The organism is Methylobacterium carpenticola (assembly GCF_042748905.1).
GTDB classification, from domain to species: domain Bacteria; phylum Pseudomonadota; class Alphaproteobacteria; order Rhizobiales; family Beijerinckiaceae; genus Methylobacterium; species Methylobacterium carpenticola.
The window spans coordinates 2280967-2295786 of sequence record NZ_JBHZEO010000001.1; the positions used below are offsets into that span (position 1 = coordinate 2280967).

Annotated in this window: 16 protein-coding genes and 1 pseudogene; 6 read left to right on the forward strand and 11 right to left on the reverse strand. The window is 72.9% G+C overall.

Annotated features, from left to right (window positions below; translation table 11 throughout):
• Window positions 1-128: 128 nt before the first annotated feature.
• Window positions 129-1742 (reverse strand): response regulator, encoded by a 1614-nt coding sequence (locus ACE101_RS10815; RefSeq protein ID WP_379129022.1) that lies wholly within the window; start codon window positions 1740-1742, stop codon window positions 129-131.
• 368 nt (window positions 1743-2110) lie between these two features.
• Between ACE101_RS10815 and trxA the strand changes: the two genes are divergently transcribed.
• Entirely contained in the window at window positions 2111-2434 is a 324-nt protein-coding gene (trxA, locus tag ACE101_RS10820) for a thioredoxin (protein ID WP_379129024.1), read from the forward strand.
• Window positions 2435-2742: 308 nt separating this feature from the next.
• Here trxA and ACE101_RS10825 read toward each other — a convergent pair whose 3' ends face one another.
• The 9 genes from ACE101_RS10825 to ACE101_RS10865 form a co-directional block, all read right to left on the reverse strand.
• Complete coding sequence (locus tag ACE101_RS10825) at window positions 2743-3597, reverse strand: outer membrane protein (protein ID WP_379138589.1); 855 nt, start codon at window positions 3595-3597, stop codon at window positions 2743-2745.
• A 295-nt stretch (window positions 3598-3892) separates the two neighbouring features.
• Entirely contained in the window at window positions 3893-5218 is a 1326-nt protein-coding gene (locus ACE101_RS10830; protein ID WP_379129026.1) for a bifunctional folylpolyglutamate synthase/dihydrofolate synthase, read from the reverse strand.
• A 56-nt stretch (window positions 5219-5274) separates the two neighbouring features.
• The gene (locus ACE101_RS10835; protein WP_379129028.1) at window positions 5275-5448 is read right to left on the reverse strand and encodes a PIN domain-containing protein; all 174 of its coding nucleotides are present in this window, start codon (window positions 5446-5448) and stop codon (window positions 5275-5277) included.
• Between the two features lie 205 nt (window positions 5449-5653).
• The gene (locus tag ACE101_RS10840) at window positions 5654-5992 is read right to left on the reverse strand and encodes a hypothetical protein (protein WP_379129031.1); all 339 of its coding nucleotides are present in this window, start codon (window positions 5990-5992) and stop codon (window positions 5654-5656) included.
• Between the two features lie 54 nt (window positions 5993-6046).
• Complete coding sequence (accD, locus tag ACE101_RS10845; protein WP_379129034.1) at window positions 6047-6958, reverse strand: acetyl-CoA carboxylase, carboxyltransferase subunit beta; 912 nt, start codon at window positions 6956-6958, stop codon at window positions 6047-6049.
• A 13-nt stretch (window positions 6959-6971) separates the two neighbouring features.
• On the reverse strand, window positions 6972-7802 hold the full coding sequence (gene trpA, locus ACE101_RS10850; protein WP_379129036.1) for a tryptophan synthase subunit alpha: 831 nt from the start codon (window positions 7800-7802) through the stop codon (window positions 6972-6974).
• Between the two features lie 86 nt (window positions 7803-7888).
• Window positions 7889-8839, reverse strand: a complete 951-nt coding sequence (locus ACE101_RS10855) for an ABC transporter ATP-binding protein (RefSeq protein WP_379129039.1) — start codon at window positions 8837-8839, stop codon at window positions 7889-7891.
• 10 nt (window positions 8840-8849) lie between these two features.
• On the reverse strand, window positions 8850-9161 hold the full coding sequence (locus ACE101_RS10860; RefSeq protein WP_379129041.1) for a hypothetical protein: 312 nt from the start codon (window positions 9159-9161) through the stop codon (window positions 8850-8852).
• 125 nt (window positions 9162-9286) lie between these two features.
• Window positions 9287-10171 (reverse strand): LysR family transcriptional regulator, encoded by an 885-nt coding sequence (locus tag ACE101_RS10865; RefSeq protein ID WP_379129043.1) that lies wholly within the window; start codon window positions 10169-10171, stop codon window positions 9287-9289.
• A 124-nt stretch (window positions 10172-10295) separates the two neighbouring features.
• On the opposite strand from ACE101_RS10865, the gene ACE101_RS10870 reads away from it, so the two are divergent.
• The 4 genes and pseudogenes from ACE101_RS10870 to ACE101_RS10885 all read left to right on the forward strand — a co-directional run.
• Window positions 10296-10907, forward strand: a complete 612-nt coding sequence (locus tag ACE101_RS10870; protein WP_379129046.1) for an isochorismatase family protein — start codon at window positions 10296-10298, stop codon at window positions 10905-10907.
• Window positions 10908-11003: 96 nt separating this feature from the next.
• Complete coding sequence (locus tag ACE101_RS10875; RefSeq protein ID WP_379129048.1) at window positions 11004-11351, forward strand: DUF2293 domain-containing protein; 348 nt, start codon at window positions 11004-11006, stop codon at window positions 11349-11351.
• 67 nt (window positions 11352-11418) lie between these two features.
• Window positions 11419-13611 (forward strand): primosomal protein N', encoded by a 2193-nt coding sequence (locus tag ACE101_RS10880; protein WP_379129050.1) that lies wholly within the window; start codon window positions 11419-11421, stop codon window positions 13609-13611.
• A 13-nt stretch (window positions 13612-13624) separates the two neighbouring features.
• A pseudogene (locus ACE101_RS10885) lies at window positions 13625-14041 on the forward strand (helix-turn-helix transcriptional regulator); the annotation flags it as partial.
• On the opposite strand, the gene ACE101_RS10890 reads toward ACE101_RS10885, so the two are convergent.
• The gene (locus ACE101_RS10890) at window positions 13978-14178 is read right to left on the reverse strand and encodes a Trm112 family protein (RefSeq protein ID WP_012330467.1); all 201 of its coding nucleotides are present in this window, start codon (window positions 14176-14178) and stop codon (window positions 13978-13980) included. The pseudogene ACE101_RS10885 and the gene ACE101_RS10890 sit on opposite strands and share 64 nt — an antisense overlap.
• A gap of 332 nt (window positions 14179-14510) precedes the next feature.
• On the opposite strand from ACE101_RS10890, the gene ACE101_RS10895 reads away from it, so the two are divergent.
• Window positions 14511-14819: a hypothetical protein gene (locus ACE101_RS10895; RefSeq protein ID WP_379129054.1), complete on the forward strand. Its 309-nt coding sequence runs from the start codon at window positions 14511-14513 to the stop codon at window positions 14817-14819.
• The last annotated feature ends 1 nt before the right edge of the window (window position 14820 follow it).

The following is a 14820-nucleotide window of genomic DNA, read 5'->3' on the forward strand; positions in this document are numbered from 1 at the left end:
CTGTTTCAGCCCGCTCGGATAGCGCTCTAGCACAGAAAAAGCCCCGCCGGCGGGGGCACGGCAGGGCTGATCGAAGTTTCGCTTGTGAAGCGCCAGCATGCTACTCCGCACGGGCGTCTTGTCCAGCCTCATCGTGCGGGCGAGGGCAGCGCGGTTCGCGCCCGCGGCCGCTCCCCGTCGATCAGGGTCCAGTGGGCGATCACGGCCGCGAGTTCGGCCTGCTTGAAGGGCTTGGCGATCACGTCGTCCATCCCCGCCTCGCGGCAGGCTTCCAGGTGATGGGACATGACGTTGCCGGTCATGGCGACGATCGGGACGCGGCCGAAGGGGCCTTCCATCTCGCGGATCCGCCGGGTGGCCGTCAGCCCGTCCATGGTCGGCATCTCCACGTCCATCAGGACGAGGCGGTAGGGGCCCGAGCGGATCATCGCCACCGCCTCGGCGCCGTTCGAGGCGGTGTCGACCCCGTAGCCCTCCTCCTCCAGGATCAAGCGCACGAGTTCCTGGTTGGCCGGGGCGTCCTCCACCAGCAGGATGCGGGGCGCCGTCAGGAAATTCTCGGGCGCCGCCCGCGGCGGCGGCGACGGCTCGGCCGGGGCGGCGACCGCGTCGAGGTCGAGGCGGACCCAGAAGGTCGAGCCCTCCCCCACCTGGCTCTCGAAGCCGATCTCGCCGCCCATCAGCGCGACGAGCTTGCGGCAGATCACGAGGCCGAGCCCCGATCCGCCGATCCGGGGGAAACGGGTGCCCTCCCCCGCTTCCGGCCGCAGGAGTGTCGCCTGGCGTCCGGCCGGGATGCCGGCGCCGGTGTCCTTCACCGCGATGGTGATGCGCGCCCGCCCGCTGACCGCCTCCTCGCGGCGCAGCGTCAGCGACACGGAGCCGGCGCTCGTGAACCGGATCGCGTTGCCGAGGAGGTTGAGCAGGATCTGCCGGATGCGATCCTCGTCGCCGCGCACCCGGGCGGGCAGATCGGGGGCGATCTCGGCCGAGAGCGCCAGCCCCTTGCCCTCGGCGAAGGGCCGGACCGCGGCGAGAACCGTCTCGACGAAGTCGCGCAGGCCGAAGGGCTCGTTGTGCAGGGCGGCTTCGCCGCCCGCGATGCGCGAGAAATCGACGATGTCGTCGACGACCGCGAGCAGCGAGGCGCCGGACATCCGGATGATGTCGAGCTTGCGGCGCTCCTCGGGGGTGCGGTTCGCCTCGCCGAGCAGCAGGTCGGTGTAGCCCAGGATGCTGTTGAGCGGGGTGCGGATGTCGTGGCTGATCCGGGCGAGGAACGCGCCCTTGGCGGCGCTCGCGGCCTCGGCCGCGTCGCGCTCGCGGATGCGGGCTCTCAGCTCCCGCCGGACCTGCTGCAGGTCGGCCGGGCTCGGCAGCCGGGCCACGGCCGGCCATTCCCGCCACAGCACCACGGCCGCGGCCGCCGCGGCCAGCGCGGTCGCCAGCTCGACGCCCGCCTCGACCACCTCACGGCCATCCCCGGGCGCCCAGACGGCGAGGCCATGCGTCGCGCCGCAGCCGAGGAGAAAGATCGCGAGGAGCCGGAGGGTGCCGCGAAACGGAAGGTCCCAGCGCCGGATCAGGACGAGCGCGCACGCGGCCGCCATCGCGATGCAGGAGATCCCGATGAGCGCGTCGGCGACGCCATGCGTCCAGACCAGCTCCGCCTGCGAGAGCAGCCCGCCCCCGCGCTGAGCCACGCTGCCGCTCCCCGGGACGCTCCCGAGACCATCCACCATCGCCGTATCCCCGGCACCCGCCGGTCGTGGCAAGTTGCGGCTGGCCGGCCCGCAGGCGCCGGTTGGACAACGCGAGCGGCGGCCAGCGCGCTCAACTTGACTGAACTTCCCGGAAAAGCAACCAGTGCGTGTTGACCGCAGACTTTGCGTTTCCGCAAGCCGAGGCCGCCTCGGCGATGCGGCCGGATCGCGGCGTGTCCGGGTCCGTGGGAGGGGCGCGGTGGCGTGGAGACCTGTGTGTGGCGGCGCACACCCCCCTTGCGCACAGCGTGGCCGTGCGCGCTTGATCCCCCTCCTGCGGCTTCCTACGTTGCCCTCACGCGGGATGAGGCCGGGTCTGCCGCGTCCCGGAAGGAAAGGGTTTTGCGATGGCAACCGTGAAGGTGACCGACGCGAGCTTCAAGCAGGACGTCCTCGACGCCGCCGAGCCCGTCGTGGTCGATTTCTGGGCCGAATGGTGCGGCCCCTGTCGGGCGATCGGCCCGGCTCTGGAGGAGATCGCGACCGAGATGCAGGGCCGCGTGAAGATCGCCAAGGTCAATGTGGACGAGAACCCCGGCATCGCCTCGGAATACGGAATCCGCTCGATCCCGACGCTGATGATCTTCAAGGACGGCAAGCTCGCCAGCCAGAAGGTCGGCGCCGCTCCGAAGGGCGATCTCTCGCGCTGGATCCAGTCGGCGAGCGTCTGACCGCAGCCTCCGCCCGACGTTCGAGAACCCGGCCTCAGTGCCGGGTTTTTTCATGGGATGCGCCCCGAGGGATCCGGCTGGATGACGGCGGGAGGAGCAGCGCTCGCCCCATGATCCCGTGCCGCATGCCGGGTGACCCTCTCATCCGGTTTCCGGATGATCGCTTCGCGATGCGGAAACCGGCCTCGCTCAGGCGCCGCGCGGGCTGGCGATCCGGTGTCCGGACGTGATCGTCCGGAAACCGTATCAAAGCAGAAAAGCCCGGCCTTGCGGCCGGGCTTCTCCGTCACTTGGCTTGCGCCAGGATCCTACCAGGTGCCGAACTTGTAGTTCAGGCCGGCGCGGACTACCGCGAACTCGGTATCGCGACGGGTCTGGCCCGCGTTCACGACGACCACGCCCGGGTTGGCCGTGGTGATGATCGCGCCCGCGTTGTTCACCGCGAAGGCGCCGTTCAGGCCGTTGCCGCGATCGAGGTTCACGTACAGGCCTTCGACCTTCAGCGTCACCGCGCTCGACCGGAAGAAGTTCAGGAACGAGTCGGTGGGCAGGGCGTACTCGACGCCGCCGCCGGCGGTCCAGCCGGTCTGGAAGTCGTCACGGTTGGCCGTGCCGAAGTCGCGACCGCCGCCGCCGCCGTAGGCGAAGCCGCCGGTGCCGTAGAACAGCACGCGGTCGAAGGCGTAGCCGATGCGGCCGCGCACGGTGCCGAAGTAGTCGAGACCCGAGATGCCGGTCGGGTTGAACACCGCCTGGGCGGCCAGCGGGCCGGTGGCCAGGAAGCGGTTCCGGTCACGGCCGAAATCGGCGTACTGGGCGTCGGCCTCGATGCCGATCACCACGCCCGAGCCCGGCGTGAACTGGTAGTTGTAGCCGATCTGGCCGCCGCCGACGAATCCGTCGGTGCTGTTGCGGTTCTGGAAGGCGATCACGGTCGGCGCGAAGACCAGACCGGTGGCCGGGCCGACGCCGAGAACGGTCGGGCCGCTGTTGCTACCGGTGTCGAAGCCGTAGCCGGCGTTGAAACCGGCGTAGAAGCCGGTCCAGGTGAAGACCGGAACCGGCGCGATCACCGGAGGAGCAACGCGACGCGGCAGGTCGGCGGCCGAAGCAGCCGCCGTCAAGGCAGTAAAGGCAGCAAACGCACTCAGAAGCTTCTTCATGATGGTCCCCAGCAGGTTCCCCGATCGCCCGCAAGCTAGACCATTTCGGCCGGTCCTGATGTAGCACATGCGCCACAGGATCGCCCGAATGCCACAACTTCGAGGATCAGCGGGCGCGGCCGGCGATCCCGACAGCGGGCGGGTTTCGCAGGAGTGCTGCGCCGTTTTGCGTCGAAAACCTGCGGTCCATCAAGATGCTGAGCGGGTGGAGCACCGGGTTGCCCACGCGGATCCGCCGGGGCGGATCATCCCGGTCCGGCCCGGAATGCTCCGATCGCAGGTTGCAAAGGCCCCGTCAGACCGGCGGCGTGTCGTTGGCGGAGAGCACCGCGCCCGCGAGGTAGAGCGAGCCGCAGATCAGCACCCGGGGCGGGCGCTCCCAGGCCCGATCCTGCAGCGAGACGAGGGCGGCCTCGACGCTCGGCGCCGTCTCGGCCGGCAGGCCGACCCCGGCGGCGATGGCGGCGACCTCCTCGGCCGGGCGGGCGGCGATCTGGCCGCCGATCGGCACCGCCACGACCGCGCGGGCGAGGCCGACGAAGTTCTTCAGGAAGCCTTCGGCGTCCTTGGTGCCGAGGAGGCCGGTGACGAGGACGAGGGGCGCGTCGCCGCGCTCCTGCAGGTCCGCCATGGCGGCCGCGAGGATCCGCCCGCCATCGACGTTGTGGCCGCCGTCGAGCCAGAGTTCGCTGCCCGCCGGCATCAGCCCGGCGAGGCGGCCCCGGCCGAGGCGTTGCAGGCGCCCCGGCCAGTCGACCTGGGTCAGCCCGGCCTCGAAGGCGGCGGTGCCGAGATCGGCGAAGCCGGCCGCCCGCAGGGCCGCGATGGCGGTGCCCGCATTGACGATCTGGTGGCGCCCGGCGAGGCGCGGCCGCGGCAGGTCGAGGAGACCCTCCTCGTCCTGGTAGACGAGCCGGCCGCGCTCCTCGTGCGCGGAGAAATCCTGATTGCCGACGAGGATCGGAGCCGCCCGCACGGCCTCCGCGCGGGCGCAGAGCACCCGGTCGGCCTCCGGGTAGTCCTGCGGCGCGATCACCGCCGGGCAGCCGCGCTTGAAGATGCCGGCCTTCTCGGTCGCCACCGCCTCGACCGTGTCGCCGAGATACTCGGCATGATCGCGGCCGATGGGCGTCACCACCGCGGCGGCCGGACGGTCGATCACGTTGGTGGCATCGACCCGGCCGCCGAGCCCGACCTCCAGGAGCAGCACGTCCGCCGGGCTCTCGGCGAAGAGCAGCAGGGCGGCGGCGGTGGTGATCTCGAAGACGGTGATCGGCTCGCCGCCATTCGCCGCCTCGCAGCGCGCGAAGGCGTCGGCGAGCCGGTCCTCGGCGACGAAGCGCCCGCCGCCCACCTGCCCGAGCCGGATGCGCTCGTGGAAGCGCACGAGGTGGGGCGAGGTGTAGACATGCGCGGAGAGGCCGCCCGCCTCCAGGATCGCCCGCATGGTGGCGATGGTCGAGCCCTTGCCGTTCGTGCCCGCCACGTGGATGACCGGCGGCAGCCGCCGCTCGGGATGGCCGAGCGCCGCGAGCAGGCGCTCGATCCGCCCGAGGGACAGGTCGATCGTGCGCGGGTGCAGGGCCAGGAAGCGCGCCATCAGCGCGTCGGAGGACTCCATCGGGCGGTCAATCTCGTGTGCGGATCGATGACGAGCGCTATCGGCCTGATCGCGGATCAGGTCCAGAGACGAACCACGCCCAAGCCGTCCCAAGCCGCTTCGAGCGACACCACGGCGAGGGATTCGATCAGGGCCTGCGCAACGATCATGCGATCGAGGGGATCAGAGTTGCCGAAATCCAGCAAGCCCGACTTAAGGGCATGAGCGGCGGAGATCGGCAATTCGGTCATGTGAAAGTGAGACACAATCGCGAACCAGTTCAGAATCAGTTATTCCCCCTGAGGGAGCTTGCCTTTCCGATACTTCGCGGCGATCTCCCAGGCGCGCTGACCAGAACATCGTTGCTGGGGCCGGCGATGATGTCGCGAGCCCGCTGCGGCAGGCGGGAATCGCCGAGCGAGAACCACAGAAGGGCCTGGATGTCGAGCAGGAGCCTCAACGCCCCTCCCATGCGCGCAGGTCCTCCGCGGGGAGCGGTTCGAATAAGTCGTCGCTCACGCCGAACCGTCCGGCGAAGGCCCCGAAGGGACGCGGGGCGGGTCGGCGGGCCGGTGCCGCGACCTGCGGATCGGCCAGGTCATGCCGCACCGCGGCCGTTCCCTGAGCGATGTCGTGCATCGCGACGGCGATCAGGGCGGCTGCCTGATCCTCGCCGGGCCGGGCATCCGCGGCCCTGGCAGCCGATTCCGCGATGCGTTGCCTGTGCCGCGCGATCGCATCCCACTGCGAGCCGGACGCGTCGTCGGAATGAGCGAGATGGTTCTCGTGCATCATCGGCACATCCTGCGCAGGCCTGGGGCGGTTTGCAACGCTCGCCCCCCGGATGCGTCACGCCGGCTGCGGCTCGGCCTCCTCCGGCACCGGGGCGGCGACCGGCGCGGGCGCCTGCATCAGCAGGCCGCAGAGCCGGGCGATCGTCGTCTTCAGCGCCCGCCGATGCACCACTTGGTCGAGCATGCCGTGCTCGCGCAGGTACTCGGAGCGCTGGAAGCCGTCCGGCAGCTTCTCGCGGATGGTCTGCTCGATGACGCGGGGCCCCGCGAAGCCGATCAGCGCCCCCGGCTCGGCGAGGTGGATGTCGCCGAGCATGGCGTAGGACGCCGTCACGCCGCCCGTGGTCGGGTTCGTCATCACCACGATGTAGGGCAGGCGCGCCCGGTTGAGGCGGCGCACCGCCACCGTGGTGCGGGGCATCTGCATCAGCGAGAGGATGCCCTCCTGCATCCGCGCGCCGCCGGAGGCCGCGAACAGCACGTAGGGGGTGCGCTTGTCGAGGGCCGTCTCCGCCCCGCGCACGAAGGCCTCGCCCGCCGCCATGCCGAGCGAGCCGCCCATGAAGCCGAAATCCTGCACCGCCAGGGTCATCGGCAGGCCGCCGACCCGGCCGAACCCGACCTTGAAGGCGTCGGTCATGCCGGTCTTGGCGCGGGCGTCCTTGAGGCGGTCGAGGTAGCGCTTCTCGTCGCGGAACTTCAGCGGATCGACCGGCACCTCGGGGAGCGGCACGTCGAGCCACGTGCCCTCGTCGAACATCATCTTCAGCCGCTGCTGGGCGGTCATGCGCAGATGGTGCTCGGAGCCCGGGATCACGAAGTCGTTGGCCTCCACCTCCTTGTGGAAGACCATCTGCCCGGTCTCCGGGCACTTCACCCAGAGGTTCTCGGGCGTCTCGCGCTTGAACAGGGTCTTGATCCGGGGCCGGACGACCTCCGAGATCCAGTTCATCGTCTCGACCTTCATGGTCCTTCTCCGATCAGGCCCCGGCCGCGGAGCGGATGCCCGCCGCGAGGTCGCGCACCAGGGCGGCGACCGCGGGCACGCTCTGCGGGGTGGCGCGGCCCTCGCCGTCGAGGGTGCGGGCGAGCGCGTCGACCAGGGCGGAGCCCACCACGACCCCGTCCGCGTTGCGGGCGATCGCGGCCGCGTGCTCGCCGGTCTTCACGCCGAAGCCGACCACCACGGGCAGCGCCGTCTGCGCCCGGATGCGACCGACCGCGCCCGCCACCACGCCGAAATCCGGCGTCGCCGACCCGGTGATGCCGGTGATCGACACATAATAGACGAAGCCCGCGGTGTTCGCGAGCACGGCCGGCAGGCGCTTCTCGTCGGTGGTCGGCGTGGCGAGCCGGATGAAGGCGAGGCCCGCCGCCTGCGCCGGCAGGCAGAGCTCGTCGTCCTCCTCCGGCGGCAGGTCGACGACGATGAGCCCGTCGATCCCGGCCGCCGAAGCATCCGCCAGGAAGCGCGCGACGCCGTACGTGTAGATGGGGTTGTAGTAGCCCATCAGGATCACGGGGGTGCGCGGATCCTCGGCGCGGAAGCGGCGCACGAGATCGAGCGTCCTCGTCACGCTCTGGCCGGCCTTGAGGGCGCGCAGGCCCGCCGCCTGGATCGCCGGGCCGTCCGCCATCGGATCGGTGAAGGGCAGCCCGAATTCCACGATGTCGGCCCCGGAGGCCGGCAGGGCGCGCAGCACCGCGAGCGAGGTCTCGGGATCGGGATCGCCCGCCATCACGTAGGTGACGAGGGCGGCGCGGCCCTCCGCGCGGCAGCGGGCGAAGGTGTCGTCGAGGCGGGTCGTCATGCGGTCTCTCGGGCCTCCGGGAGCGGCGGGCAGCGTCTCCGTCACCCTCGGGCTCAGGGCGGGGGCGAAGCCGTCGCGCTACACCATCAGGGGGCGCAGGTGAAGCCACCGGCCGCATCGACCGCGGCCGCCCGCAGGGAGGCGAGCGTCACCGTTCCCTCCCCGGCGAGCGCGACCCGCTCGGCATCCGCCGCGAGCAGGAGGCCGAGCGCGTCCCGCAGGGAGGCGCCTTCGGGCAGGCGCGGGGCGCCCTCGGCGGCGACGGGCTCGCGGGCCGCCGCGGCCGGGATCAGCGCGAGGCGCTTCAGCCAGCGGTCGGAGCCCACGAAGGCCTCCGCGAAGGCGTCGGCCGGCCGGGCGAGCAGGCGCTCGGGCGCGTCGACCTGCACGAGCCGGCCCTCCCGCATCAGCGCGATCCGGTCGCCGAGGCGCAGCGCCTCGTCGATGTCGTGGGTGACGAGCAGCACCGTCTTGCCGAGGCGCCGGAGGATGGCGCCGATCTCCCCCTGCAGCCGCCCCCGCTCCAGGGGATCCACCGCCCCGAAGGGCTCGTCCATCAGCAGCACCGGGGGATCGGCCGCGAGCGCCCGGGCGACGCCGACGCGCTGGCGCTGGCCGCCCGAGAGGGAATCCGGCCGGCGGTCGCGGAAGCGGCCGGCATCGAGCCCGACGAGGTCGAGCATGGCGTCGACCCGTTCGGCGATCCGGCGGCGCGGCCAGCCGAGCAGTTCCGGCACGGTGGCGACGTTCTGGGCGACGCTGCGATGGGGAAACAGCCCGATGCCCTGCAGCACGTAGCCGGTGCGCCGCCGCAGGGCGATCGGGTCGAGGTCCGCCACGTCCGCGCCACCCACGCGCACGCGGCCTTCGCTCGGGGTGACGAGGCGGTTGACCATCCGCAGGGTGGTCGACTTGCCGCAGCCCGAGGGGCCGATCAGGACGCAGGTGGTCCCCTCCGGAACCGCGAGGTCGAGGCCGTCCACGACCGGCCGCGCCTGGCCCGGATAGGTCTTGCCCGCATTCTCGAAGCGGATCATCCGCCGACGGTCAGCAGCCTTTGCAGATCGAGCCGAGGGTGCGCTTCATCCGGGAATCCCAGGCCTTGTCGCGGGCCGCCGCCTTCCGGGTGGCCTCGTCGGGGCTCGGCAGCTTCCCGGCCTCGGACTTGGCCTCGGGCTTGGCATCAGGCTTGGCCAGCGCATCGGGCCGGGGCTGGCGGTGCCCCGGCACCCCGGGAGCGGGCTGGGCGAGGCCGGCCGGGCTCGCCGGCGTCGGCTGCTGGGCGAGGGCGAGGTCCGGCAGGACCGCGAGGCCCAGAGCTGCCGTGGCACGAAGTGCCTTGCCGATGAGGATGCGCATGCGATGTCTTCGACGCTGGAGAATCCGCGGGGCCGTACAGGCTCTTGATCCTAACGGGCGAACCGGCCCGGGGCCAGCCGGTCCGGCGACATCCGCTCGCGCGCGCCGCGGGATCGGCGCCTTGCTCAGCCGTCCGCCCCGGTCGCGGCGACCAGGCCCTCGATCCAGGCCGCCACCGCCCGCACCGGCGGCGCGGCCTCGTCCTCCGGATGCCCGAGCAGGAATACGGGGCGGGTGCAGACCGGGGTGTCGCCGAGGCGCACGAGCGTCGGGTCCCCCGCCGCCATGATGTCCGGCAGCACCGTTCGCACGGCACCGGCCCGTGCGAGCCGCAGCAGCGTCTCCAGCCGCGCGGCCCGCAGGCGCGGCCCGGCGCGCCCTGCCGCCCGCTCGGCGGCGCGCACCTCGGGCAGGTGGGCCATCGCCCCGTCGAGGGCGCCCCAGGGCAGTTCCTCCGCCGCCGTCCCGGCCGCCGCGTAGATGCCGTAGGCGAGCCGCCCGATCTCGCGGGCCGGGGCGCCCCGGCCCGCCGGCGGCCCGAGCCTGAGGGCGAGATCCGCCTCGCGCCGGGTCAGGCTGAGATTGCGGTCGTCGGCGATCAGATCGAGGCCGAGCGCGGGCCGCCCGGCGAGGAGCGCCGGGACGGCCGGGGCGAGGAGATGGTCGCACAGGGCCGCGACCGCCGTGACCCGGACCGTCCGCCATGCGGGCCGTCCGCCTTCCGGGCCGGCGAGGCCGGCTCCGACGCCGCGCAGCGCCCGCTCGGCCGCTTCGAGCTGCGGCATCAGGTCGAGGCAGGCCCGGGTCGGGACGAGATACCCGTCCCGGCGCATGAGCAGCGCCCGGCCGCTCTCCGCCTCCAGCCGCCGCACGCGCCGTCCGGCGGTGGTCGGATCGATGCCGAGCCGCTCGGCCGCCGCCGCGAGGCGTCCGGTCCGCACCACCGCGAGCAGGGTCTGCCACGCGTCCCAGCTCTCCATCCGCCCGCCCTCCATGCGCCCGCTCTCCATCCGCTTCGCCCTCATGCTGCATGGACGCAGCTTTCGGACGGTCTTTTGCCGCTGGTCTGGCGGCGATGCACGTGCGACGCCAGGGATGTCGCGGAGGGCGGCGCCCGCCCGGAGGATGGACACGATGAGCGCACCCAGAACCCTGATGCAGATGGCGGGCCTCGCGCCGGTTCCCGCCCGGATCGAGGAGGCGGTCCTCCTGATCATCGATGCGCAGGCCGAATACGCGGCGGGCGGCGGCCTGCCGCTCGACGGGCTCGACGCGGCGCTGGCCCGGCTCGGCGCCCTCCTCGCGGCGGCGCGGGCGGCGGGCGCGCCGGTGATCCACGTCGCGCATCGCGGGCAGCCCGGCCGCCTGTTCGACCCGGAGGCCGGCGGCGCCATCCTGCCCGCGGCCGCGCCCGCCCCGGGCGAGCCGGTGGTCGAGAAGACCCTCCCGAACGCCTTCACGCGGACCGATCTCGCCGCGCGCCTCGCCGGACTCGGAGGCCGGGACCTGCTGGTGGCCGGCTTCATGACCCATAACTGCGTCAGCGCGACGGCTCGGGCGGGGCTCGATCTCGGATACCGCGTCACGGTCGCGGGGGATGCCACGGCGACGCGTGCCCTGCCCGATCCCCTCGGCGGCGCGGCGCTCGATGCGGCGAGCATCCAGCGCGCCGCCCTGGCGGCGCTGGCGGACCGCACGGCGACCGTCGCGTCCACCGCCGTCATCCTGCGGGACGGGGGGGCCTGAGCGGAGCCGCTCCTGCGCGGTCGCCGCGGACGGCCGCACCGGCCCCCTCAAGCGGAAGCCGTATGATAGGAGAGGGCGACGCGCAGGAGACCCCGCATGAGCGCACGCAGACAGCCAGGCCCCGCGCCTCGCCACGGGCTCGACCGCCGCGCGATGGTGGCGGATGCCCTCGCGCGGCTCGCGCCGCGCGTGCCGGATTTCGAATCCGAGGCGATCGTCGACCGGGCCCTCGCGAGTTCCGGCCTGCGGGGGGCGGCGCCCGAGACGGCGGCGTGGCTCGCCATGGTGGCCTATGCGCGCCACGTCTTCACCGAATACGACGCCCTCCTGGAGGACGGCTACGACCAGGACAGCGCCCGCCACTTCATCCTCGACGATCTCAATGCCGTGCTGGGGGAATGGGGCGTGAAGCGCCGGATCAGCGAGGAGCCGGACGAAGCGTGAGGGCCGGGCAAACCGGCTCGGCCGCCCCTATATTCCGGTTTCGTTCCCCGGAGCCCAGCCCAGCGCGATGAGTGCCGCGACCGCCGACGTCCTGATCCCGCTCGCCCTCGACACGGCCTACAGCTACGCCGTGCCGGCCGGGCTCGACCTCGCCGAGGGCGACGTGGTGCAGATCCCGCTCGGGCCGCGCGAGACGGTCGGCGTGGTCTGGTCCCTGCGCGAGGGCGCCTCGGGGGGCAACCTCAAGCGGGTCAGCGCCAAGATCGCGGATGCCGGCATGAAGCCGCCGCTGCGCCGGCTGGTGGACTGGATCGCCCGCTACACGCTGGCGCCGAAGGGCCTCGCCCTCGCCATGGCGCTGCGCCTGCCCGACGAGGGCCCGCGCACGGAGGTGGCGCGCATCGGCGTGCGCGCCACCGGGATGCCGCCGAGCCGGGCGACGCCGGCCCGCGCCAAGGTGCTGGCGGTGGCCGCCGACGGGGCGGTGCGCGGCAAGCGGGCGCTCAGCCTGGAGGCGGGAGTGAGCGCGAGCGTGGTCGACGGGCTCATCGACGACGGCGTGCTGGAGACGGTGGCGCTGGCCCCCGAGCCCGTCGCCGAGAGGCCCGATCCCGACCATCCGCACGCGGTGCTCTCCGGCCCGCAGGCCGAGGCGGCCCGGGCGCTCATCGCCACCCTGACCGTGCCGCCCCGCGACGGCGGGCCCGCCGGCGAGGGCGGCGTGACGCTTCTCGAAGGCGTCACCGGCTCGGGCAAGACCGAGGTCTATTTCGAGGCGGTGGCGGAGGCGATGCGCCGGGGCGTCCAGTCCCTGGTGCTGATGCCCGAGATCGCGCTCACCGCGCAGTTCCTCGACCGCTTCGCGGCGCGCTTCGGCGTGCGGCCCGCCGCTTGGCATTCCGGGGTCGGCGGACGGCGGCGCGAGCGCATCCGCGCGGGCGTCGCGGCGGGCGAGATCCCCGTGGTGGTCGGTGCGCGCTCGGCCCTGTTCCTGCCCTTCGGGACGCTCGGCCTCATCGTGGTCGATGAGGAGCACGAGGCCGCCTACAAGCAGGAGGACGGCGTCTGCTACCACGCCCGCGACATGGCGGTGGTGCGCGCCAAGCTGGAGAACGCCGCCGTCGTGCTGGCCTCGGCCACCCCGTCGATCGAGACGCGGGTCAACGCCGCGCGGGGCCGCTACCGGCGGGTGGTGATGCCCGAGCGCTTCGGCGGCCGGCGCCTGCCGGAGATCCAGGCCATCGACATGCGCCGGGAGACGATCCCGCGCGGGCGCTACCTCTCGCCGAGCCTCACCGCCGCGGTCGCGGAGACCAACGGGCGCGGCGAGCAGGCGCTCCTGTTCCTCAACCGCCGGGGCTACGCGCCCCTCACCCTCTGCCGGGCCTGCGGCCACCGCTACCAATGCCCGAACTGCTCGACCTGGCTCGTGGAGCACCGCTTCCGCCGGGCCCTGGTCTGCCATCATTGCGGGCATGCGGAGCGGCGGCCGGAGGCCTGCGTGGCCTGCGGCACCTTCGACAACCTCACGGCCTGCGGTCCGGGGGTCGAGCGCATCGCGGAGGAGGTGGCGGCGACCTTCCCCGACCGGCGGGTGATCGTGCTGTCCAGCGACTTCCCCGGCGGCGCCGAGCGCCTGCGGGCCGAACTCCAGACCGTGGCGGAGGGCGGCTGCGACATCGTCGTGGGCACGCAGCTCGTGGCCAAGGGCCACAACTTTCCGCACCTGACGCTGGTGGGCGTGCTCGACGCCGATATCGGGCTCGCCTCGGGCGATCCGCGGGCGGCGGAGCGCACCTTCCAGCTCCTGCAGCAGGTGACCGGCCGGGCCGGCCGCGGCGAGAAGCCGGGCCGCGCCCTCGTGCAGACCTACCAGCCGGAGCACCCGGTGATCGCGGCCCTGATCTCGGGGGATGCGGAGCGCTTCTACGAGGAGGAGACGGCGGCCCGCGAGGTGGCGGGGCTGCCGCCCTTCGGGCGCTTGGCCGCCCTCATCGTCTCGGCCGCCGAGCGGGAGGCGGCGGAGGCGCACGGACGGGCGCTGGCGCAGGTGGCCGATCCGCCGCCGGGCGTGATGGTGCTCGGCCCGGCCGAGGCGCCCCTCGCCCTGGTGCGCGGCCGCCACCGCTTCCGGCTGCTCGTCAAGACCGAGCGCGAGATCGACATCCAGAGCTACCTGCGCGACTGGCTCGCCCGGGGGCCGAAGCCCCGCGGCAGCGTGCGCGTCGGCATCGACGTCGACCCGCAGAGCTTCCTGTAGGACCCGGTGGACGGTCGCAGGTCTCGCCGACATCGCCGGCCTGTCACGGTCGAGCTTCGCGGAGCGCTTCCGCGCGGTCGTGGGCCGGTCGCCGCTGGATTACCTCGGCGCTTGGCGCATGGCGATCGCCGCCGATCGCCGCCGTCGCGGAGGCGGTCGGCTACGGGTCGGAAGCCGCGTTCGGCACCCGCTTCCGGCGCCGAATGGGGTATCCGCCCGGCCAGTACCGGAACTGGGGCGGGTGATCCGGTGTCCGGACGATCCGTTCGGACATCGAATCGCCAACCGGCGCGGCCAGCCGGCGCAGACCAAAGCTCTGCGCCGGCTGGCAATCCGGCTTCCGGGACCCGTCGTTCGGAAAGCGAATCACTCCGCGAGCGGGCGCGCCTCCTCCGGCAGCATGATCGGGATGCCGTCGCGGATCGGGTAGGCGAGCTTGGCCGAGCGGCTGATCAGCTCCTGGCGGGCGGAATCGTATTCGAGCCGGCCCTTGGTGAGCGGGCAGACCAAGAGTTCGAGGAGCTTGGGGTCGATGCGGGTCGGTTCGACGGAGGGCGTGTCGGCCATGGGGTGATCCTCGGTGAGGTCGTCGCCCCTCCCTAGAGCAGCGCCCGATCGCGTTGCAATCGGCCGCAGCTCGAGATCTCGGAGTGAACGCGCGTCCTTGCCGAACCGGGATCCGCTTCCGCGGGACCGGGCGCGGCCCCGCCCACGCCGGCCCGATCGCGACAATTGCGCGGATTTCCGGAAAGCGGCCTTAGGCGGCGGAGCCTTATCAACGTTGCCGCAGAGGAATTGTCCTCTGGACGGATCTCCGGCACGCTGCCACCTATCGCGGACTTGCCCGCCTTGCCCGTTCCCGAATCCCGCGCCACCTTCCCTCGACGGAGCATCGGACGATGACCAGCCTGATCACGAACGGCGCGGCGATTGCCACGCTCCAGACCTTGCGATCCGGCACCCGGGACACGGACAAGACCCGGACGCGCGTTGTCGGCGGCAGGACCGTCGTGGCCCGCACGGGCACCGCCGAGAGCGCCGTCCCGGCGATGGCCGACGCGGATGCGGCCGGAGCGGCGGCGGAGATCCTCGACGCCGGGTCGGCGAACCGGAAGGCCCACGAGGTCAAGCTGCAACTCGCCGAGCAGAGCCTCCCGATCGCCAATGCCGGCTCGGGCGAGAGCCTCGCCTCCCTGCTCTCGGCCTGAT